At 72.4% G+C, this 19,849-nt stretch carries 18 protein-coding genes; 10 read left to right on the top strand and 8 right to left on the bottom strand.

Annotated elements, in window-relative coordinates:
- Window positions 1-115: 115 nt before the first annotated feature.
- The 4 genes from ACIA77_RS27485 to ACIA77_RS27470 form a co-directional block, all read right to left on the bottom strand.
- Window positions 116-589 (bottom strand): carboxymuconolactone decarboxylase family protein, encoded by a 474-nt coding sequence (locus tag ACIA77_RS27485; RefSeq protein WP_395888865.1) that lies wholly within the window; start codon window positions 587-589, stop codon window positions 116-118.
- A 101-nt stretch (window positions 590-690) separates the two neighbouring features.
- Window positions 691-2,520 carry a beta-galactosidase family protein gene (locus tag ACIA77_RS27480; protein ID WP_395888864.1) on the bottom strand — a complete coding sequence of 610 codons (1,830 nt, stop codon included), beginning with the start codon at window positions 2,518-2,520 and terminating at the stop codon, window positions 691-693.
- A gap of 28 nt (window positions 2,521-2,548) precedes the next feature.
- Entirely contained in the window at window positions 2,549-4,492 is a 1,944-nt protein-coding gene (locus tag ACIA77_RS27475) for a beta-N-acetylglucosaminidase domain-containing protein (RefSeq protein WP_395888863.1), read from the bottom strand.
- Window positions 4,493-4,523: 31 nt separating this feature from the next.
- On the bottom strand, window positions 4,524-6,425 hold the full coding sequence (locus ACIA77_RS27470) for an alpha-L-fucosidase (protein WP_395888862.1): 1,902 nt from the start codon (window positions 6,423-6,425) through the stop codon (window positions 4,524-4,526).
- A 268-nt stretch (window positions 6,426-6,693) separates the two neighbouring features.
- Here ACIA77_RS27470 and ACIA77_RS27465 point away from each other — a divergent pair, with 268 nt between their 5' ends.
- Window positions 6,694-7,809 (top strand): glycosyltransferase, encoded by a 1,116-nt coding sequence (locus ACIA77_RS27465; protein ID WP_395888861.1) that lies wholly within the window; start codon window positions 6,694-6,696, stop codon window positions 7,807-7,809.
- On the opposite strand, the gene ACIA77_RS27460 is transcribed toward ACIA77_RS27465, so the two are convergent.
- Window positions 7,791-8,264 (bottom strand): DUF417 family protein, encoded by a 474-nt coding sequence (locus ACIA77_RS27460; RefSeq protein ID WP_395888860.1) that lies wholly within the window; start codon window positions 8,262-8,264, stop codon window positions 7,791-7,793. The genes ACIA77_RS27465 and ACIA77_RS27460 overlap by 19 nt on opposite strands.
- 174 nt (window positions 8,265-8,438) lie before the next feature.
- On the opposite strand from ACIA77_RS27460, the gene ACIA77_RS27455 reads away from it, so the two are divergent.
- Together ACIA77_RS27455 and ACIA77_RS27450 are read left to right on the top strand one after the other, a co-directional pair.
- Window positions 8,439-9,245, top strand: a complete 807-nt coding sequence (locus ACIA77_RS27455; RefSeq protein ID WP_395888859.1) for a class I SAM-dependent methyltransferase — start codon at window positions 8,439-8,441, stop codon at window positions 9,243-9,245.
- Between the two features lie 14 nt (window positions 9,246-9,259).
- Window positions 9,260-9,877 (top strand): TetR/AcrR family transcriptional regulator, encoded by a 618-nt coding sequence (locus tag ACIA77_RS27450; RefSeq protein WP_395888858.1) that lies wholly within the window; start codon window positions 9,260-9,262, stop codon window positions 9,875-9,877.
- 424 nt (window positions 9,878-10,301) lie between these two features.
- Here the strand turns inward: ACIA77_RS27450 and ACIA77_RS27445 are convergent, their stop codons facing one another.
- The 3 genes from ACIA77_RS27445 to ACIA77_RS27435 form a co-directional block, all read right to left on the bottom strand.
- Entirely contained in the window at window positions 10,302-12,143 is a 1,842-nt protein-coding gene (locus tag ACIA77_RS27445; RefSeq protein ID WP_395888857.1) for a glycoside hydrolase family 15 protein, read from the bottom strand.
- Window positions 12,144-12,312: 169 nt separating this feature from the next.
- On the bottom strand, window positions 12,313-12,978 hold the full coding sequence (locus ACIA77_RS27440) for a potassium channel family protein (protein WP_395888856.1): 666 nt from the start codon (window positions 12,976-12,978) through the stop codon (window positions 12,313-12,315).
- On the bottom strand, window positions 12,975-14,405 hold the full coding sequence (locus ACIA77_RS27435) for a DUF2252 domain-containing protein (RefSeq protein WP_395888855.1): 1,431 nt from the start codon (window positions 14,403-14,405) through the stop codon (window positions 12,975-12,977). Before ACIA77_RS27435 ends, ACIA77_RS27440 begins: the two co-directional genes overlap by 4 nt.
- 141 nt (window positions 14,406-14,546) lie before the next feature.
- On the opposite strand from ACIA77_RS27435, the gene ACIA77_RS27430 reads away from it, so the two are divergent.
- The 7 genes from ACIA77_RS27430 to ACIA77_RS27400 all read left to right on the top strand — a co-directional run bounded on the left by ACIA77_RS27430 (window position 14,547) and on the right by ACIA77_RS27400 (window position 19,812).
- The gene (locus tag ACIA77_RS27430) at window positions 14,547-15,896 is read left to right on the top strand and encodes a diacylglycerol/lipid kinase family protein (RefSeq protein ID WP_395888854.1); all 1,350 of its coding nucleotides are present in this window, start codon (window positions 14,547-14,549) and stop codon (window positions 15,894-15,896) included.
- An 86-nt stretch (window positions 15,897-15,982) separates the two neighbouring features.
- Complete coding sequence (locus ACIA77_RS27425; RefSeq protein ID WP_395888853.1) at window positions 15,983-16,405, top strand: hypothetical protein; 423 nt, start codon at window positions 15,983-15,985, stop codon at window positions 16,403-16,405.
- Entirely contained in the window at window positions 16,374-16,997 is a 624-nt protein-coding gene (locus ACIA77_RS27420; protein ID WP_395888852.1) for an HD domain-containing protein, read from the top strand. The genes ACIA77_RS27425 and ACIA77_RS27420 overlap by 32 nt, the downstream gene beginning before the upstream one ends.
- 87 nt (window positions 16,998-17,084) lie before the next feature.
- Window positions 17,085-17,576, top strand: a complete 492-nt coding sequence (locus ACIA77_RS27415; RefSeq protein ID WP_395888851.1) for a DUF1269 domain-containing protein — start codon at window positions 17,085-17,087, stop codon at window positions 17,574-17,576.
- A gap of 21 nt (window positions 17,577-17,597) precedes the next feature.
- On the top strand, window positions 17,598-18,902 hold the full coding sequence (locus tag ACIA77_RS27410) for a hypothetical protein (protein ID WP_395888850.1): 1,305 nt from the start codon (window positions 17,598-17,600) through the stop codon (window positions 18,900-18,902).
- Window positions 18,903-18,914: 12 nt separating this feature from the next.
- Window positions 18,915-19,367 (top strand): hypothetical protein, encoded by a 453-nt coding sequence (locus tag ACIA77_RS27405; RefSeq protein ID WP_395888849.1) that lies wholly within the window; start codon window positions 18,915-18,917, stop codon window positions 19,365-19,367.
- The gene (locus ACIA77_RS27400; protein WP_395888848.1) at window positions 19,351-19,812 is read left to right on the top strand and encodes an RDD family protein; all 462 of its coding nucleotides are present in this window, start codon (window positions 19,351-19,353) and stop codon (window positions 19,810-19,812) included. Before ACIA77_RS27405 ends, ACIA77_RS27400 begins: the two co-directional genes overlap by 17 nt.
- Window positions 19,813-19,849 lie beyond the last annotated feature (37 nt).

Genomic DNA, 19,849 nt, shown 5'->3' with positions numbered 1-19,849 from the left:
CACTCCAAAGCCGCCCACGCCAAGGAACCGCACTGGACTGGACCACCCCAGACAGCACGAAGCCCCAGGCTCCGGAAGATCCGGAACCCGGGGCTTCGCCGCAGTGGGACGGGGGTCAGCCGAACATGCCGACCTGGTAGTCGCCCGCCGGCTGCTGGGTGATGACGTTCAGGCGGTTGAACGTGTTGATCAGGGCGATCAGCGCGACGAGCCCGGCGAGGGCCTCCTCGTCGTAGTGCTTCGCGGCGGACTGCCAGGCCTCGTCGGTGACGCCGCCCGCGGCGTCGGCGATGCGGGTGCCCTGCTCGGTCAGTTCGAGGGCCGCGCGCTCCGCGTCGGTGAAGACCGTGGCTTCGCGCCAGGCCGCGACGAGGTTGAGGCGCGTCGGCTCTTCCCCGCCGGCGATCGCGTCCTTGTAGTGCATGTCGGTGCAGTAGCCGCAGCCGTTGATCTGGCTGGCGCGCAATTTCACGAGCTCCTGCGTCGCGGCGGGCACGCCGGAGCCGTGCACGGCCTTGTCCGCCGAGACGATGTACTTCAGGAACTTGCCGGCGACCGCGTTCTCGAACAGGTTCAGCCGTGCTTCCATGGTGTGCTCCTCAGCCGTCTCTCGAAGCTTCCGTTATCGGGTTACGCAGCATTGACGAGCCGGCGCCGGAACTTGTGACAGCGGCGAATGTGACCTGCGTCTCAGCCCAGCTCGGCCTCCGGACGGACCTCCAGCGACGTACCCGCCTGGTGCAGTTCGAGCACGACGAGCTCGTTGCGCCCGCGCCGCCACAACGGCGCCGGCGCGTACAGCGTCCGCTGCGGACCGCGGCTCCAGTAGCGGCCGAGGTTGAACCCGTTGAGCCAGACGATCCCCTTCTCCCAGCCGGGCAGCGCGACGAACCCGTCGGCCGGCTCGCCGATCGTCACCGCCGCCCGGTGGAAGGCCGGACCGGCGGGTGCGGCGCCCGCGCGGAAGTGCACTGTGGACAGATCGTCGAGCGGCAGCGGCCGGATCTCCCAGCCGAAGAGCTTCTGCTGGGTGTTCATGGCGACCCAGCCGTCGATGCCCTTGCGGTCGGCGAGGTACGGGCCGTAGTTCACGCGGCCGTTGGTGTCGACGAGGATGTCGAGCTGGTTCTCCGCTTCTTCGAACGTCACGTTCACCGTGGTGTCGGGCGTGTTCCGGTCGAGCACCCCGACCTGCACTCCCCCGGCGAAGACCAGCGCGCGGTCGGCGAGCCCGTGGATGCTCACCGTCCCGCTGTGCGGCCCCTGCACCTTCGTGCGGTAGTGGATGAGCCCCGTTGCCTGGCCGACCTTCTCCATCGGCAGCGGCTGCGCCGAGTGCACCACTTTCGACAACGCCGGCAGCGAATCGAGGAGTGCCGCCGCCGCGTCCGGCTGCACCGTCTGCGCCGCCAGCCGCGGCGACCGGCCGGGCAGCGGGTCCGACGGCAGCTTCGTGTACTTGCCGATCACCGCCCGCAGCGCGGTGAACTTCTCGCCGAGGTCACCCGCTTCGCCGACGGGTGAGTCGTAGTCGTAGCTCGTGACCGTCGGCTGGTACGTCGTGCCGGACGTGTTGGCGCCGCTGGTGAAGCCGAAGTTCGTGCCACCGCAGGCCATGTACAGGTTCACCGACGCGCCCGTGGCCAGCAGCGTGTCGATGTAGCCCGCCATCTGCTGCGGGTCGCGCGTGTTGTGCTGCTCGCCCCAGTGGTCGAACCAGCCGTCCCAGAACTCGGCCATCATCACCGGCTTGCCGGGCTGGAACTTCTTGATCGCCTCGAGGCTGGGCACCGGGTTCCCGTCGCCGGTGCCGACTTCGAGCGTGCCCGGCAGCGAACCGAAGCGCATGAAGAAGTCCGACGCGCCGTCGGCCGTGAACAGCAGGCTCGTCAAGCCGCGCGAACGCAGGCTGTCCCGCAGGTGCGCCAGGTACGACGTGTCGTTGCCGTAGCTGCCGTACTCGTTCTCGATCTGCACGGCGATCACCGGACCGCCGCGGTGTGCCTCGAGTTCGGCCAGCCGCGGCACGAGGTGGTCGTACCACGCGTCGACGGCCTTGAGGTACTTCGGCTCGGCGCAGCGCAGCTCGAGGTCGCGGTCGGCCAGCAGCCACGCCGGCAGCCCGCCGAACTCCCACTCCGCGCAGATGTACGGGCTGGGCCGCACGATCACCTGGAGCCCGACGTCGCCCGCGGTGCGGATGAACTTCGGCAGGTCGCGCCAGCCGCTGAAATCCGGGGGGCCGGGCCGGGGCTGGTGGAAGTTCCACGCCACGTACGTCTCGACCGTGTTCAAGCCGAGCGCCCGCAGCCGCAGCAGCCGGTCGCGCCACTGATCGGGATGGATGCGGAAGTAGTGGATCGCGCCCGAGATGATCTGGAAAGGCTTGCCGTCCAACAGGAACTGCTCGCCCGACACCGTCAGCCCGCGGCGGCCCGCCGCCCCGGCCGGCGCGGCGAACACGGTGCTCGCCGCGGCCAGCCCGGCGGCCGCGCCACCGAGGAAGCTCCGCCTGCTCACTGGGTTCACGAAGGTTCTCCGATCAGGGTCAGCCGAGCGTCGCGGCCCGGGCCTGGGTGATCACCGCGTCGAGGACGCCGTCGCCGACGAGCGCCTGGCGCACGCCCCACCGGTTGGTGTTCCCGGTCTTCACGGCCTGCGCCTTCGCCACGAGCGCGTCGGCGGACGCGGTGAGCCGCTGGGCCGCCTGGTCGCCGCCGCGGGTCGCGGCGGCGAGGGCGTCGAGCTGGTCGACGAGCGCGCCGCCCCAATACGCCGTCGCGTCGAGCCACGGCGACGCCTCGTCGACGAACGCACTCTCCACGCGGCCGCCCCGGATCACCTCCGCAGCATCGCGGATCTGCACGGCATACGCGCGCAGGTCGGCCACCGAACGGCGGTGGTCACCGGCGTTCCACCGCTGCCAGAACGCCTTCGTCTTGGCCGCCAGCACCGGCGCCTGCGGCTGCCACGGCGTCGGGCCGAACGTCGGCGCGAGGTGCTCGAGGTCGGCGAAGACCGCCAGCGCCGCGCTCGCCCGCGCGTCGCCACCGGCCAGCCGTGCCAGCGCCTGCGGCCACGACCGCTCCGGCGAGTACCCGGCGTCGTTCCACGCGAAGTCGGTCGCGCCGAACTCGGCGACCTCGCTGGCCGCCTCCTGGTTCATCGGGTTCGCGACGATCCCGTTGAGGTACTGCGAAAGCCCGGCCTCGCGCTGCGCGTACGGCGCGAGCAGCAGCCGCCCGGCCGACTGCTCGTAGTCGTTCACCGGGTAGTTGTCCCACAGGAACACCTTGCGTCCGTACACAGTGGACACCTGGTGCGCTTCGTCGGTCGTGACGCTCGGCGGGACCACGGCAGTACCCGTCCACTGCACGACGACCGACGGGTCGAGGTGCTCGCGCAGCTCCGTCTTGTACGGGGAATCCTCGAGGTCGCTGTACTCCGTCGGCACCGTCTGCAGCGGCTGGGCACCGTCGTGGGTCTTGATGAAGTCGGTCGTGATCGTGTTCAGCAGCGACACCTGCGCCGTGCCCGCGGCCGCCTGGCCGGGCGCGCCGAACGCGGTCTGGTCGGCGGCGCAGTTCCACTTGGTGTAGGAGATGTCGTCGAACGGGATCGAGAACGACCGCACGCCGAGGTCGTACACCGACTGCAGTTTTGCCTTCACCGCGGCGATGTCGTCGGGCGAGGAGAAGCAGATCGACACGCCGGGCGAGAGCGCGTAGGTGAAGTCGACGTGGTGCGCGGTCGCCGACTGCACGAGCTGACCGAGCGTGGCGAGCTCGTCGGCGGGGTACGGGTCGCGCCACTGCGCGCGCAGGTACGCGTCGTCCTTGGCGCTGTAGACGTAGGTGTTGGCCTTGACCTCACCCAGGAACGCGATCTGCCGCAGCCGGTCGGCCGTGCTCCACGGCGGACCGTAGAAGCCTTCGATGGAGCCGCGCAGGCTCATGTTCGGCCAGTCGCGCACGGCGACGCCGCTGATCGCCCAGCCGTGGCCGGACCGGACGAACAGCTGCCGCAGCGTCTGCGCGCCGTAGTACTGGCCCGCGCCGTCGCGGCCGCCGAGCACGACCGCGCCGCCGGCGGTGCTCAGCGCGTAGCCCTCGGCCTGGTCGGGCACCGACACCGCGTGAGCGACGTCCGCACGGTCGGCACCGCCGAGCCGGACCACCAGCGCGTGGCCGTGGCGGGGTTCGTGGCCGGGCGCGACGACCGTCACCTTGCGCACGCCGTGGTCGCGCAGCAGGGACGTGACGAGGTCTTCGGCCGCGGCGTCGGTACCGGCGTCGGCGACGAGCACGACCTCGTCGGGTACCGGGACGTCGGCCGAATCGCGGCCGAGCGCTTGCGGGGTCGGCGTGACGACCGGCAGCGCGTGCTGCTCGGGCGCGGCCGCGGCGGGCTGCGTCGCGGTGGCGAGCGCCGCGATCGAGGCCCCGGCCGCCAGGACGGCGGCGAGGCGGCGGGTACGGGAGCGTGCGGTCATGCGGAAGTCCCTCGGTTCGGGTCGGGCCGGGTCAGGCGGCGGGCGGGACGGTGCGGTAGAGCGCGAAGGTCGACAGGTACGGCGTGGCGCGGGCCTGCGTGATCACCACGCGCAGGTGGCTCGTGGTCACGGGCGCGGACAGCGTCAGCAGCCGGGTGTAGCCGATGGTGGTGACGGTGCCGAGCGTCTGCCACGCACCGTTCACCTCGGCCTGCACGGTCGCGCCCTCGACGTGCTGGCCGCGGCTGATGTCCTCGCCGAGCCGGAGCTGGTCGAACGTCGCGGGCTTCGCGAGCGGCACGTCGAGCGTGCCGGCCAGTGCGCCGTGCGGCGGGGTCCACGACGTGGCGAGCGAACCGTCCGTGACGGCGGCGACAGCCTTGTCGCCGGGCCGCGGCCGCGCGAGGTTGACCTGCGTGGCGGCGACGGACCTCCCGAACGCCGCCAGCGCCGCGACGTCGGCGGGGGCGAGTTCGCCGTCGGGACCGGGCGGGACGTTGAGCAGCAGCGACGAGTTGCGGCCGACCGTGCGGCGGTAGAGGTCCACGAGCTGCGCGGCGGTCTTGGGCTGTTCATCGGGGTGGAAGAACCAGCCGGGGCGGATCGAGACGTCGGACTCCGCCGGGGCCCACTGCAGGTACCGCACGGACGGATCGGCCAGGACCTGGCGCGAACCGAGGTCGGTGGCCGTCGCGCCGCCGATGAACAGCTCCTCGTTGTGCGCGGTGTTCGGGTCGCCCGACATCGGCAGCGGGCTCCACTCCGTGGTGCGCGCCTGGCCGGACTCGTTGCCGACCCAGCGCACGCCGGCCGGACCGGCGAAGGTCACGGTGTTCGGCGACAGCGCGTGGATCATCGAGAACCAGGTGGTGAAGTCGTAGTTCTCGCTGATCCCGTTGTCACGCCAGGGGTTGGCGCCGTCGAGCCACAGCTCGTCGATCGGGCCGTACTGGGTGAACAGCTCGTAGAGCTGGTTGAGGTAGTAGGTGTTGTAGTCGTCCTCCGTCACGCTGAAGCGCGGCAGCTTGCCGGCGGCGAGGGCGGCGGCGCGGTCGTCGTGCGGCACGAGCGTCGGGATGGTGCGCGGCTTGACGGCGCTGCCGGTGCCGTAGCGGCCCTGCCCTTGCGGCGCGTTGGCGCGATCGTCGTAGGTGGCTTGTTCTTCGATGCTCAGCGGCTGGCCCGCGGCGACCTTCGCTTCGATGCGTTTCACCTCACTGGCGAAGAAGCTCGCGGGCAGTTCGGCGCCGTCGGCGGGTGAGAGGTAGACGCCGACCTTGAGGCCGGCCTTGCGGGCGGAATCGACGTAGTCGCGCAGGATGTCGCCGCGCGGGTTGGCGCAGCCCGCGTCGCGGGCCTGCCAGAAGGCCGACGGGTCCTGCGTACGGGTGTCCTGCGCGGCCTGGCGGGCGGAGTCGGCGTCCGTGCAGCCGGCGCTGACCCACCACGGGCTCGCGACGACGGAGTGGTTGGTGTAGCGGGTCGGGTAGAGCACGAACCCGTCGTGGTGCTTGGCGGTGAGCATCACCTGCGTGACGCCCGCGGCCTTGAGCGAGCGCATCCACTGGTCGGTGTCCACGGCGGACGGCGCGAACGTCGATTCCTTCTCCGCGCCGGAACCCCATTCGCGGTCGGTGAAGGTGTTCATGCCGAAGTGCGTGAACGCGGTGACGGGCCGCTGCTGCCACGCGAGCTGGCCGGGCCGCGGCACGACGGCGGCGGCCTTGGCGAGCACGCGGTCCATGCCGTCGCAGGGTTCGACGGTCGTGATGGTGGCGGTCTTGATCGGTCCCGTGCAGCCGTGGTCCGGCTGGACGGCTTGCGTGACTGGGGTTGCTGGGCTTGCCTGGGCGGCGGTCGCGGGCACGGCCGAGCCGGCGGCGACGGTGAACAGTGCGGCCAGAACAAGGCTCCGGCGCGGCGAGATCGGCACGTGCTCCTCCTGACGAGTCCGCGCGGCCGCGTGCCCCGGTGGCGGCCGGCGACGAGCTGGTGGATCGCCCAGCACATTAGGTGCGAAATCCATCGGATGTCTAGACCTACTCGGGGGAGGTGTGTGCAGCTGTCCGATCGTTGTCCGACCCGGTTAATCGGTGTGCGCGCCTGGTTGATGGCGTTAACTGAGCACGAAAGGCGGATCTTGGCTCGCGTTCGGCCGAGGTCAGTCCTCCGATGGGTCCCGGGCGACTACCCTCCCGGGAGTGCTGACGGTCCTGGGGTGGGTCACGCTCGTGGTGTGGCTGGGCCTCGCGTTCTGCCACGGTTTCTTCTGGCGCACGGACCAGCGCCTGCCGCCCCTGTCGCGGCCGGCGCAGTGGCCCTCGGTCGCGATCGTGGTGCCGGCGCGCGACGAGGCGGCCGTGCTCCCGTCGACGCTGCCGACGCTGCTCGCGCAACGGTATCCGGGTTCCGCGCGCGTGATCCTCGTCGACGACGCGAGCACCGACGGCACGGGCGAGCTCGCGCGGCGGCTGGGAGCTTCGTCGCCGCTGCCGCTGACAGTGGTCACGCCCGATCCGCTGCCGGACGGCTGGACGGGCAAGCTCTGGGCGGCCGCGCGCGGCGTCACCGAGGCGGGCGCGGTGGACTTCGTGCTGCTGACCGACGCGGACATCGCGCACGGGCCGCGTTCGCTCGAGACGCTGGTTTCGGCCGCCGGGCCGTACGACCTGGTGTCGCAGATGGCCGTGCTGCGGACGGCGACGCCGTGGGAACGCCTGATCGTGCCGGCGTTCGTGTACTTCTTCGCGATGCTCTACCCGTTCCGGCGCGTGAACTCACCCCGCTCCCGCGTCGCCGCGGCCGCCGGGGGTTGCGTGCTCGTGCGGCGATCCGCGCTGGAGCGCGCGGGCGGCCTCGCGGCCATCCGCGGCGCCGTCATCGACGACGTCGCACTGGCCCGCGCGGTGGCCGCCGCCGGCGGCCGCACCTGGCTCGGCTTCGCGACGAACGTCCACAGTGTACGGCCGTACCCCCGGCTGGCCGACCTGTGGCACATGGTCGCCCGCACGGCGTACACGCAGCTACGGCACTCGCCGGTGGTGCTGCTGGGCACCGTGGTGGGGCTGGCGGTGGTGTTCCTCGCTCCCCCAGCGCTGACCTTCGCCGGGCCGTCGTGGCCGGCAGCGGGCGCGTGGGCGCTGATGGCGGCGACGTTCGTGCCCATCGCCCGGTACTACCGGCAGTGGCCGGTGCTGGGCGTCCTGCTGCCGGTGACCGCGCTGCTGTACACGCTGATGACGCTGGACTCCGCGCGACGGCACTTCGCCGGCCGGGGCGCGGGGTGGAAGGGCCGCCACTACTCGGCGTCGGCCTGACGCCGGCGGCCGAGGGAATCGCCGAGGGTCCAGATCGACGCGCCGAGCAACACGACGTCCTTCAGCAGGAACTGCCCGACCGGCGACAACGCGGGGAACCCGCCCGCAGCGGGGTCGCCGATGCCGGGTGTGGTGAAGAAGAAGCTGATCGTGCTGAGGAACAGCAGGATCGCGACCACGCTGCCCGCGGCCGAGATCCGCGGGAGCCACGGGCCGGCGGCGACGAGCACGGCTGCGGCCACCTCGACGACGCCGAACACCGCGGCGAGCGGCTGCGGGGCGAGCACGTGATCGGTCCAGCCCAGGAACGGGCTGTGCGAGACGTACTGCTGGATGCGGACGGCTTCGGACGTGGTGAACTTCAGCGCGCCGATCCACGCGACGACCACCACGAGCCCGTACCGCACGACGGCGCCCCCGATGGCGGTCGCCCGCCGCGCGATCGCAGATTCCACTGGTTCTCTTTCCCTTCGTCGGCGGACTCCGGGCGACGGTAATCAAGATCAGCTCACCGGAACCGGATCGGCGGCTTACGAATCGCTGACGGGCGCCCGGTTGACAGGCGAGCCCGCACGCGGTCACTATGAACATATGTTCATGAACAGACGTTCATAACCGGGGAGGTTGTCATGACCGGTATCGTCAACACCGCGCAGCCGGACGCGTGGAACGGCTACGAGGGCGAGCACTGGGCGGCGCACGCCGACCGCTACGACGCGGTGAACAGCGGGTTCAACGAGTTCCTGCTGGCGCAGGTGGGTCGAGAGGACCGGGTCGTCGACCTCGGGTGCGGGACCGGGCAGCTGACGCGGCTGGCCGCCGGCCGCGCGAGGCACGCGCTCGGCGTCGACCTGTCGGAACCGATGCTGGCGACGGCGCGGGCGCGGGCCGCGGAGGTCCCGAACGTCAGGTTCGAGCGCGGCGACGTGCAGGTGCACGAGTTCGGCGAGGGGGCGTTCGACGTGGCGCTGAGCCGGTTCGGGGTGATGTTCTTCGCGGATCCCGTGGCGGCGTTCGCGCGGGTGCGCGAGGCGTTGCGACCGGGCGGGCGGCTTGCGTTCGTGAGCCTGACGGAGCTGGCGGGGACCGATCTCGGCGTGGTGTTCGGGGCGTTGGCGGCGCACCTGCCGCAGCCGGAGGGGAGCGGGCCGACGTCGCTGGCGGATCCCGCGCACGTCCGGGCGCTGCTCACGGAGGCCGGGTTCCGGGACGTCGCGTGCACTCGGGTGGAGGCGGTGCAGGTGTGGGGGCGGCACGTCGCGGACGCGGCGGAGTTCATCGAGGCGTGGGGGCCGGTGCGGCACCACCTTCAGCTGGCTTCGCCGGAGGCCGCGGCGCGGGCGCGGGCGGCGCTGGCCGCGGCGTTGCCGCCGTTCGCCGGACCGGACGGCGTGCGGTTGCGGGGCGCGGCGTGGCTGGTGACCGCCGCGCGGTGAATACGATGTCCGCGATGTCACCCCGGACGGCGGCGGCCCTGCGCGACGGAGACCGGAGCCTGCGCGAGCACCTCATCGCGACGGCGGGCGCCCTCATGGCCGAGCAGGGCGCGGCGAAGCTGACCGTGCGTTCGATCGCGCGCCGGGCGGGCGTCGCGGACGGCGTGCTGTACAACCACTTCGCGGACAAGGAGGAGTTGCTGGCCCACGCGCTGCGCGCCCACGTCCGCGCCGTCGAAACCGACCTGGGCGACCTGCCGGCGCCCGGCTCGGGCACGATCGAGGCCGGCCTGCGCGCGCACCTGGAGTACGGGCTGGCCTTGCACCGCGCCATCCTGCCGACGTTCGCGGGCCTGATCACGCACCCCGCGGTCCTCTCCCGGTTCGCCGAACTCGCCACCCCGGGCACCGACTGGCGCGACCGGCTCCTCACCTACCTCCACGCCGAGCGCGACCTGGGCCGCCTCGCCCCGCACACCCACGTGGACGCCACCGCGGCCCTGCTCGTCGGCGTCTGCCACGAGACGGTGCTGTCCGCGTTGGTGCCCCGCACCGGCTCCCCCGCGGAGCCACCGGTGGACGCCATCGTGGCGACGGTGCTGGAGGGCATCGGCACCGGCTCTGGCCGCTGAGCCAGAGGGCGACGACATTCGCCGCGGCCGCGCCCTGAACGCGCGCAACGGCCACAGTGCCCGGCGGCACCGGCTCCGCCTGAGCACAGCGCGACGGCGCCATCGCAACCAAGCGTGGCAACGGCCGCGATGCCCGGCGGTACCGGTGTTTCCGAGCGACGCCGGGTGGTGCGGGGCAACGGCCGGTCGCGAAGCCGGACTGCCTGGGCGGGCGCCCCCGGGGTCAGGCGGTCGCGCTGAGCCACGGGCCTGGTTCGCGGCGGCGACCACAGGGCTCGCCGGCGCACCGGCCGCGCGATCTGCGCGTCGGTGAGACCTTCGGCCGGCGCTTCGACCCGTCATCCACGCGAAGGCCGTCCCGCGCACCGAGTTCGCGGCGGCGTGGACCGCGCACGCGCGCGAGCGGATCGTCCGCACGCCCTGATCAGTCCTCTGTCGACCACCGCCGCTCTCCGAGCGCCCGATCCAGCGTGAGCGCCGCGTCGATGAGCGCCAGGTGCGTGAACGCCTGCGGGAAGTTCCCGATCTGCTCGCCGGTGAGCGCGATCTCCTCGGAGTACAGCCCGACGTGGTTGGCGTAGGTGAGCATCTTCTCGAACGCCTGCCGCGCCTGGTCGACGCGGCCCGCGCGGGCCAGGGCGTCGACGTAGGTGAAGGTGCACAAGGAGAACGTGCCTTCCGAGCCGCGCAGGCCGTCGGGTGAGGCGGCGGGGTCGTAGCGGTAGACCAGGCTGTCGGTGACGAGCTCGGCGTCCATCGCGTCGAGCGTGGCGAGCCACTGCGGGTCGCGGGGCCCGATGAAGCCGACCATGGGCATCCGCAGCAGCGACGAGTCGAGCACGTCGGTGTTGTAGTGCTGCACGAACGCCTGCCGCGTGGAGTTCCAGCCGCGGGAGAGCACCTGGGTGTAGATGCCGTCGCGGGCGGCGCGCCAGCGTTCGAGGTTCGCCGGGCGGCCGTGTTCTTCGGCCAGCCGGATACCGCGGTCGAGCGCGACCCAGCACATCAGCCGCCCGTAGGTGAAGGGCTGGCGGCCGCCGCGGGTTTCCCAGATGCCCTCCTCGGGCTGGTCCCAGTGCGCGGCGACCCAGTCGAGCACGCCGGTCAGCGCGCTCCAGCCGCGCTGGGGCACGGTGAGCCCGGCCCGGTCGGCGACGAACAGGCTGTCGAGCGCCTCGCCGTAGATGTCGAGCTGCAACTGCTCGGCGGCGCCGTTGCCGACGCGGACCGGGCGCGAGCCGCGGTAGCCCGACCAGTGCTCGAGCACGTCTTCCTTGAGGTCGGCCGACCCGTCGATGCGGTACATGATGTTGAGCGGGCCGCCGTTGCCGACGGCGTGCTCGCGGATCCGCGCGCCCAGCCACGTGCCGAACTTCTCGGCTTCCTCGACGAAACCCAGGCCCAGCAAGGCGTAGACGGAGAACGACGCGTCCCGCACCCACGTGTAGCGGTAGTCCCAGTTGCGCTCCCCGCCGACCTGCTCGGGCAGCCCCATCGTCGGCGCGGCGACGAGCCCGCCCGTCGGCGCGTAGGTCATCAGCTTGAGCGTGATCGCGGAGCGCTCCACGATCTCGCGCCACCGGCCGCGGTAGGTCGAGCGCGCGAGCCAGGAACGCCAGTGCGCCACGGTGTCCTGGAACAACTGCTCGGCCTCGCCGACGCGGATCTCCCGCGGCGGCCCGTCGGCGCCGGATTCGAGCACCAGCCCGCGCACCTGGCCGGCGGTCAGCTTCACCGTGCCGCGCACGTCGCCGTCGTGCACCCGGACGTGCGCGAGGCGCTCGTCACCGGGTTCGCGCACGGTGTGCAGCGTGAGCGACAGCGCGTCCGTGCCGAACACCACGCCTTCACCCGTCACGTCCACGCGGTGCGGCACCCGCCCGTAGCCGAACCGCGGCGCCAGCACGAGCTCGAAGGTCATCGATCCGCGCACGCACCGCAGCAGCCGCACGAGCCGGTGGTTGTCCGTCGCCCGCTCCCCCAGCGGCGGCATGAAGTCCACGACCTCCCCGACCCCACCGGGCGTGAAGAACCGTGTGATGAGCGCCGCCGTGTCGGGGTAGTACATCTGCTTCGCCTCGTACGGCGTCCCCGAGGGGCGCAGCTGGAACCGGCCGCCGCGCTCGTCGTCCAGCAGCGCGGCGAACACGCTCGGCGAATCGAACCGCGGGCAGCAGAACCAGTCGACGGAGCCGTCCGTCGTGATCAGCGCCGCCGTCTGCAGGTCGCCCACCATCCCGTGGTCGGCGATCGCGGTCTCGGTCATGTCCCCGCCTCCCTCACCCGGCCCCCACCGGACCGGCGCGCAGCCAGCCTCCGGCGCGACGGGGCGTGGCGGGTCATCCGAAGGAGGTGATGGTTGACGCACAAGGGAAACCCGGCACGTGGCGCACCTTCGGCTCGCCGAGCGGTGGGCGGGCACCGTGCCGGCGTGGTCACGGGGCACCGCGCTGGTCGGCTCCGTCCTCGCCGGCGCGGCCGTCCCGGGCCACGGACCGTTCGCCGTCGCCGTGGTCCTGCTCTCCCGCCGGGCGCTCGCCGGCGTCGTCACCGCGCTGCTGATCCCGCGGCAGGAGGTGCACTGACTCGGCTCCCGGCCGTTGGCGGCTGTGCTGCACGGCCACCACGATGACGCGCAGCGCGACGCCGATCACGAGCAGGTCGCCCAGCATCTGCACGGTGACGAGCACCCGGGCCGTCTGCGTGACCGCGACGATGTCGCCGAAGCCGACGGTGGCGAACACGGTGACCACGAAGTAGAGCGCGTCGGTGCGCGTCAGCGGCGCGTCGAAGCTTTGGGGCACGTTGTGCTGCAGCACGTAGTAGGCGTTGGCGAACACCAGCAGGAACAGCGGCACGATCAGCGCCAGCGCCTGGACCCCCTGCAGGGCCGGGTACTTCGCGCGCAGGATGGCGCGGATCTCCCCCACCACCAGTCCGACGACCAGTCCCACGCCCGCGACGAGCCCGACGACCGTCCACCCGTCGACCGGCCGGTCGACCGGGAGCAGGTAGTAGACGGCGACGAGCGTGGCCACCGTCAGCACGGGCCGCACGACGAGCAGGGCGACGGAGCCCCGCGCGCCGCGCCCGCTGTTCACCGGCTGGAGTCGGCCTTGACGGCACCCGTCTTGATGGCCTGGAGCAAGGCGGCATGGTCCTTCTCGTTCTGGTCGGCGTAGTCGCGGGCGAACTCCGCGATCGCGTGGTCGAACGACTCGCCCGAGCCGAGGTAGGAGCCGATCGCGACGCTGTCGCCCGTGCGGGCGTGAGCGCGCGCGAGGGTCCACGCGCACAGCAGGCCGTAGGTCGCCATGTCGCGCGGGTCCAGCGTGTCGACGCGCGCCGAGCCCTTCCAGTCGCGCAGCTGCCGCACGTAGAAGTCGCGCTGCTTGCGGTCCACGATCCCCGCGGCCCTGATCCAGCCGAGGAAGATGTCGCTCACGGTCTGCATCAGCCGCTGCCCCACGACGACGCGGCGCCCGGAGTTGTCGTACTCGCTGGGGCCGGCGAACTCCTCCAGCACCGACGGGCCGGCTTCCTTGGCCTGCAGGAACAGCGGGTCGCGATCGTCGTTGCCCAGCAACAGGACCATCCAGCACCGCGTGCCGACGCTGCCCACGCCGACGACCTTGTGGGCGACGTCCACGAGCCGGTAGCGGTCCAGCAGCGTGCGGCGCTCCGGCTCCAGGGTGGCGCGGTAGGCCGTCAGCAGCGCGCCGAGGCCCTCCCGTGCCTGAGCGACGTCCTCCGGGCGCTTCGCCAGCTCCTCCATCGGCAGCACGATCGGCGGGTCCGGGGCGATCCGCACTTCGCCGTCGCGGACGAGGGTGAAGCGGCGCAGCGCGCCGAGGTTGTCCTTGGTGTGGGCCGAAGCCACGTTCTTCTGCATCTCCTTGCGCCGGTGCCCGCGCAGCCGGCCGGCGTACATCTGGTTCACGAGGTCGATGTCGGCGTGCGCGTACCACACCTCGAGCGCGGTCTGCCCGCCGAACTCCCGCATCGCGGTCCGGTACTGGGCCACGGAATCGGTGACGACGCGGCGGCACTCGCGCTCGTCGAACCCGTTCTGCCGGCTCGCGACCTCGAGGCTCGCCGCGAGCCGCTTGACGTCCCACTCCCACGGGCCGGGCAGCGTTTCGTCGAAGTCGTTGATGTCGAAGACGAGCTTGCGCTCGGGTGAGGCGAACACGCCGAAGTTCACCAGGTGCGCGTCGCCGCACACCTGCACCCGCAGCCCCGACACGGGAGTGCCCGACAGATCGCTCGCCATCGGCAGAGCGGCGCCGCGGAAGAAGGTGAACGGCGAGATCGACATGCGCCCGTAGCGGATCGGCAGCAGGTCGGGCACGCGCGTGGCGTCCTGCCGGGCCAGCAGGTCGATCGGAGAGGGCGCCTTCGGGTCGCGGGTGAACCCGGCGTGGCTCGAGCGCGGCGTAGCGGCGCGGGCGGCCTTTCCCTTCGCCGCCCGCTCCTCCCGGCTCTCCCTGCGGATCTCGGTCGCCGTGCGTTCGCTGGTGACAGCCATCGAGGGAGCATCCCTCTCCGGCGGCGTGGCTTTCCTCCCCCGCACGGGGTGAGACGAGGCATCATCCGGACGGGGTGACGACACCCCGCTGCGCCGCGCCCAAGGTCGGCAGCGGGAACGCCCGGCGAAAGGCGGTGGCCCATGAGCAGGCCGTCCGGTGAAGCCACCCGTCCGTCGATCACGCGACGCCTGTGCGCCCTGGGTGCCCTGCTCGCGCTCGCCGCCGCGTTCGTCGTCGCGATCACCGCGCTCGTGCGCGACCCGGTCGAGCTGGTGATCGCGGTCGTGCTCCTCGTCATCGCGATCGTGGCCGCCTGGGCCGCGCTGGTGCGCCGGCGGGCCGCCCGGATCGCGCTGACGGTCGTCGCGGTGGTGGCACTCGGCGCGATCGCGGCACTGCCGGACCTGCGCACGTTCGTGGTGCTGCCGGTGGTGCTCGTGCTCGGCTTGCTCGGGGCCGCCGCCGCCCGGCTCGCGCTGGGCAAGGACCTCGCGACACCGGTCGCGGCCGGGCGGGTCGGCCCCGCGCGCCGCGGCGTGCTGCTGATGAACCCGCGCTCGGGCGGCGGGAAAGTCGCGCAGTTCGACCTCGAGAAGGTGGCCCGCTCGCGGGGCATCACGCCGGTCGTCCTGCGCCGCGGCGACGACCTGCGGGCCCTCGCCGAGGAGGCGGCGGCGCACGCGGACGTGATCGGGATGGCCGGCGGCGACGGCTCGCAGGCGCTGGTGGCCGACGTCGCGCGACGCCACGGCCTGCCGTACGTGTGCGTGCCGGCCGGCACCCGCAACCACTTCGCCCTCGACCTCGGGCTCGACCGCGAGAACGTCGTCGCGGCACTGGACGCGTACGGCGAAGCGCTCGAACGCCGCGTCGACCTCGCCCTGATCGGGGAGCGGGTGTTCGTGAACAACGCGTCGCTCGGCGTGTACGCGACGGTGGTGCAGTCGCCGGGTTACCGCGACGCCAAGGTCTCCACCGTCGCCGGCCAGCTGCCCCAGCTGCTGGGCCCCGACAGCGAGCACTTCGACCTGAAGTACCGCACCCCCGACGGCGACGACCGCCCGCCCGCCGACATCGTGCTCGTGTCCAACGGCCCCTACCGCCTCGACCGGCTCACCGGCTTCGGCACGCGCGAGCGGCTCGACAACGGCGCGCTCGGCATCGTCACCGTGAGCGTCGACCGCGCCCGCGACCTGCCGGCGCTCATCACCGCCGAGCTCACCGGGCAGATCGCGCGCTACCCCGGGTACCGGTCGTGGGAGACCGCGGAGTTCGTGGTGAGCTCGGGACAGTCCCTTGTGGACATCGGCGTCGACGGGGAGGCGCTGAAGCTCGAGCCGCCCCTGCGGTTCCGGTCGCTGCCCGGCGCGCTGCGGGTCCGCGTGCCGGTCGACGCCCCCGGCTCCGCACCCGCCGCGCTCGCGCCGAAGGGCATGGGCGACGCCGTCCGCGCGCTGTTCCGCGTGCTCGCCGGACGGCCCGCGGCCTGAGGTCGCACAGCGGCCTCATCCACACCGGGCGAAGCGCCCGCGCACCCGGGCACCGAAGATGTCCGGCCACGAGAAGGGAGCGCACGATGACCGTGCAGTCGCCGCCGGGCCCGGTCACCCGCGAATCGGACTGGGCCAGCTTGATCGTGTTCGGCGCCGTGATGATGTTCCTCGTCGGGGCCTTCTCCGTGGTCGAGGGCCTCACCGCGCTGTTCGACGACCAGTACTACGTCACCTCCCCACACGGCGCGCTCCTGTTCGATCTCACCGGCTGGGGCTGGATCCACTTCATCATGGGGATCATCGCCGTGCTGACCGGGCTCGGGCTGCTCGCCAAGGCGTGGTGGGCGCGCTACCCCGCCGTCGCGCTCGCGGCCCTCAGTGCGGTCGCACACCTGGCTTTCCTGCCCGCGGCACCGTTCTGGGCGATCATCGTGCTCACCCTCGACGTGCTGGTCATCTGGGCGCTGATCGCCCATGGCGACGACGCGCTCAGCCGCCGCTCCTGAGGCGGACACCCGGCCGCACGGCTCGCTGATCCGCTGGGCGGCCGGCGTGGCGCAGCACCACCTCGCGCGCGAGCTGCCCCGCCGCTGGGCCCACGTGCAGGGCGTCGCGGCGTGCGGCCGGAAGGTCGGCTACGCGCTGCTGCCCCAGGACGAGAAAGAACTGCTCGTGGCCGCGGCGCTGCTGCACGACGTCGGGTACGCGTCCGCGCTCGTGACCTCCGGCTACCACCCGCTCGACGGCGCCCGGTTCCTCATCGAGGCCGCGGCGCCCGACCGGCTGGTGCACCTGGTGGCGCACCACTCCGCGGCCATCTTCGTCGCCGAGCAGCGCGGCCTCGCCACCGAACTCGCCGAGTTCACCGACGAGCGGACCGTGCTGCGCGACGCCCTGTGGTTCTGCGACATGCACGTCAGCCCCGGCGGCCACCCGACGTCGTTCGAGGAGCGCATCGCGAGCATCCGCGCGCGCCACGGCCCCGACTCGCACCTCGTGCGCGCGCTCGACGCGGGCGGGCTCAGCGCCCGGCGGGACGCCGTCCGGCGCACCGAGCTGCGGCTCGGCGCCGCGGCCGCCCGGAAGCGCTCACGGTGAGTCTCACCCCGTGGGGGCGAGGCGCCCGGCCACCCGCGGGGCGACGGTGAACCACGGCGCAGACCGGCGACCCGACAGGAGACCACTATGACGACGCTGACGGTGTGGAAGTTCGACAGCCCCGAGGGCGCGGACAACGCGGTCACGACCCTCCAGAGCCTGGCCAAACAGGAACTCATCTCGATCCACGACGCGGCGACCGTGTCGTGGCAGGAGGGCGCGAAGAAGCCGAAGACGCGCCAGCTGCGCAACCTCACCGCCGGCGGAGCCATGAGCGGGATGTTCTGGGGCATGCTGTTCGGCCTGATCTTCCTGGTGCCCTTCCTCGGCGCCGCGATCGGCGCGGCCACGGGTGCGCTCGCCGGATCGCTGACCGACGTGGGCATCGACGACGACTTCATCAAGTCGGTGCGCGACAAGATCACCCCCGGCACGTCGGCACTGTTCCTGATGTCCAGCGACGCCGTGGTGGACAAGGTGAAGGCCACGGTCGAGGCGGGCGGGCACAAGCCCGAGCTGCTGCAGTCCAACCTGTCGGCGGAGCAGGAGGCTTCGCTGCGGGAGATGATGTCGAGCTGACCTCGTGCGAGGGGGCCGGTCATGGCCGAGAGCACTGAACACCTCACCCCGGTGACCGAGGACGAACGGGCCGAGCTGGAACGGCTCCGCCTCGAGGTCGCCGAACTGCGCACGACCCGCGCCCGCCGGCCCTGGTTCAGCTGGCGGCCCGTGGTGTCGTCGATCCTCATCGTGCTCGGGTGCATCCTGGCCCCGCTCGCGCTCACGTCGGTGTGGGTGAACAACCAGATCTCCGACACCGACCGCTTCACGGCCACCATGAGCCCGCTGATCCGCGACCCGTCGGTGCAGGCCGCCGTGACCAACCGGGTCACCGACGCGATCTTCACGAACATCAACGTGCAGGGCATCGCGACCGAGGCCGTCAACGCACTCGCGGCCCAGGGCGTCCCGCCGGCCGTCACCGACCGGCTGGACGCCCTGACCGGTCCCCTCGCCTCGGGCGTGAAGAGCTTCGTGCACGGCCGCGTCGGAAACCTCGTGGCGAGCGACCAGATCGCGCAGGCGTGGGACCGCATGATCGCCGTGGCCCACACCCAAGCCGTCGCGGTGCTCAGCGGATCGGCCTCGGCGATCGCGATCCAGGGCGACAAGGTCGTGGTCGATCTCGCGCCGTTCATCGACGCGGCCAAGCAGCAGCTGGCCGCCGACGGGCTCACCGTGGTGAACCGGATCCCCGAAATCCACCCCACCATCCCGGTCGCCGACGCGGCCGGCCTGGTGAAAGCGCGCTCGTGGTACACGACCTTGGACCGGGTGGCGACGTGGCTGCCGTGGATCGCGATCGTGCTGCTCGCCGCCGGCGTCTACATCGCCAAGCACAAACGGCGGGCGCTCGTGGGTGCCGGGCTCGGGTTCGCGCTGAGCATGCTGGTGCTCGCCATCGGGCTCGCGATCGCGCGCTCGATCATCATCGGCGAAGTACCGAGCCAGTCGGCGGCGCCCGTCGCGGCGTCGTACGACATCGTCGTGCGCTTCCTGCGCGACGGCCTGCGAACCCTGTTCGCGGTCGGGATCGTGGTGGCGCTCGGGGCCTTCCTCGCCGGCCCGTCGTCGACCGCCGTCCACATCCGCCAGGGCGTGGTCAAGGGGCTGGCGTGGCTGCGCTCGCGCAGCGGGCTGCGCGCGACCGGCCTCGGCAAGTGGGTGCACACCTACCGCGTGGCGCTGCGCGCCGGCGCCGTCGCGATCGCCGTGCTGGTGTTCCTGTTCCTCAACCAGCCGAGCGGGCTCGCCGTGCTGCTGATCGCCATTGTGCTGCTGGTGGTCCTCGCCGTGATCCAGTTCCTGGACTACCCCGGCGACCGGCCGGCCGAGACCAGCTGAGAGGGGGACGTCGTGAACGACGTGCGGCCTTCCCCCGACCGCGTCGTGGCGCTGGGGGCCGTCGCGCTCAAGGCCGGCTGGTGGGCGTCCGGTCCCCTGCGGCGGCTGGGCTGGGCCGTGCTGACGGCGGCGGTGCCCGAGGACGTGGCGCGCCGCGCCCTGCGGGACGCGGTGACCGCGGTCGCCGGGACCGTGCTCGAGGCGGTCGACGTGACGGCCCTGGTGCGCGACCACGTCGACCTCGACGCGCTGGTCGCCGAAGTCGACGTGGCGGCGGTGGTCGCGCGGGTCGACGTGAGCCGCCTCGTGGCGGCGATGGACCTGCCCGAACTGGTGCGGCAATCGAGCGGAACCGTGACGGGGGAAGCGGTCCGGGGGGTGCGCACCGCCGGGGTCAGTGCCGACGACACCGTGACGCGGGTCGTCGAGCGGGTGCTGCGGCGCCGTGGTGAGCGGCCCGCCTGACCGGCCGGCGGGCATCGTCACGCGCTCGGTGGCAGCGGTGGTCGACGCCGCCGTCGTCGGCCTGGCCGAGGCCGCCGTGTACTTCGCGGTGGCGGCCGTGAGCTACGCCGCGGCGCCGTGGTCGTTCCAGTGGCCCGCGCCACCGCCGGTGTTCACGGGCGTGCTCGGCGGGGTCTTCGCGATCGGGTACCTGACCGTCTCGTGGCGCGCCCTCGGCCGCACGTACGGCGACGCGCTGCTGGGGCTGCGCGTGCTCACGGCCGGGGGTGAGCGGCTCGGCTGGCCGCGGGCCGCGCTGCGGGCGCTGTTCTACGTCGTCTTCCCGATCGGCCTGCTGTGGGTCGCGGTGAGCCCCTGTCGCCGGTCCTTGCCGGACGTCGTCCTCCGGACGACGGTCCGCTACGACTGGACCACCCAGGGCGTGTCCACAAAGGACGCCGTATAGGCCGTTATACGACTCTCGGGCCGATGTGACTCACGTC

The sequence above is a fragment of the Amycolatopsis sp. NPDC051903 genome, from assembly GCF_044452505.1.
GTDB lineage: Bacteria > Actinomycetota > Actinomycetes > Mycobacteriales > Pseudonocardiaceae > Amycolatopsis.
This window is presented reverse-complemented; position numbering and strand designations above follow the sequence as displayed.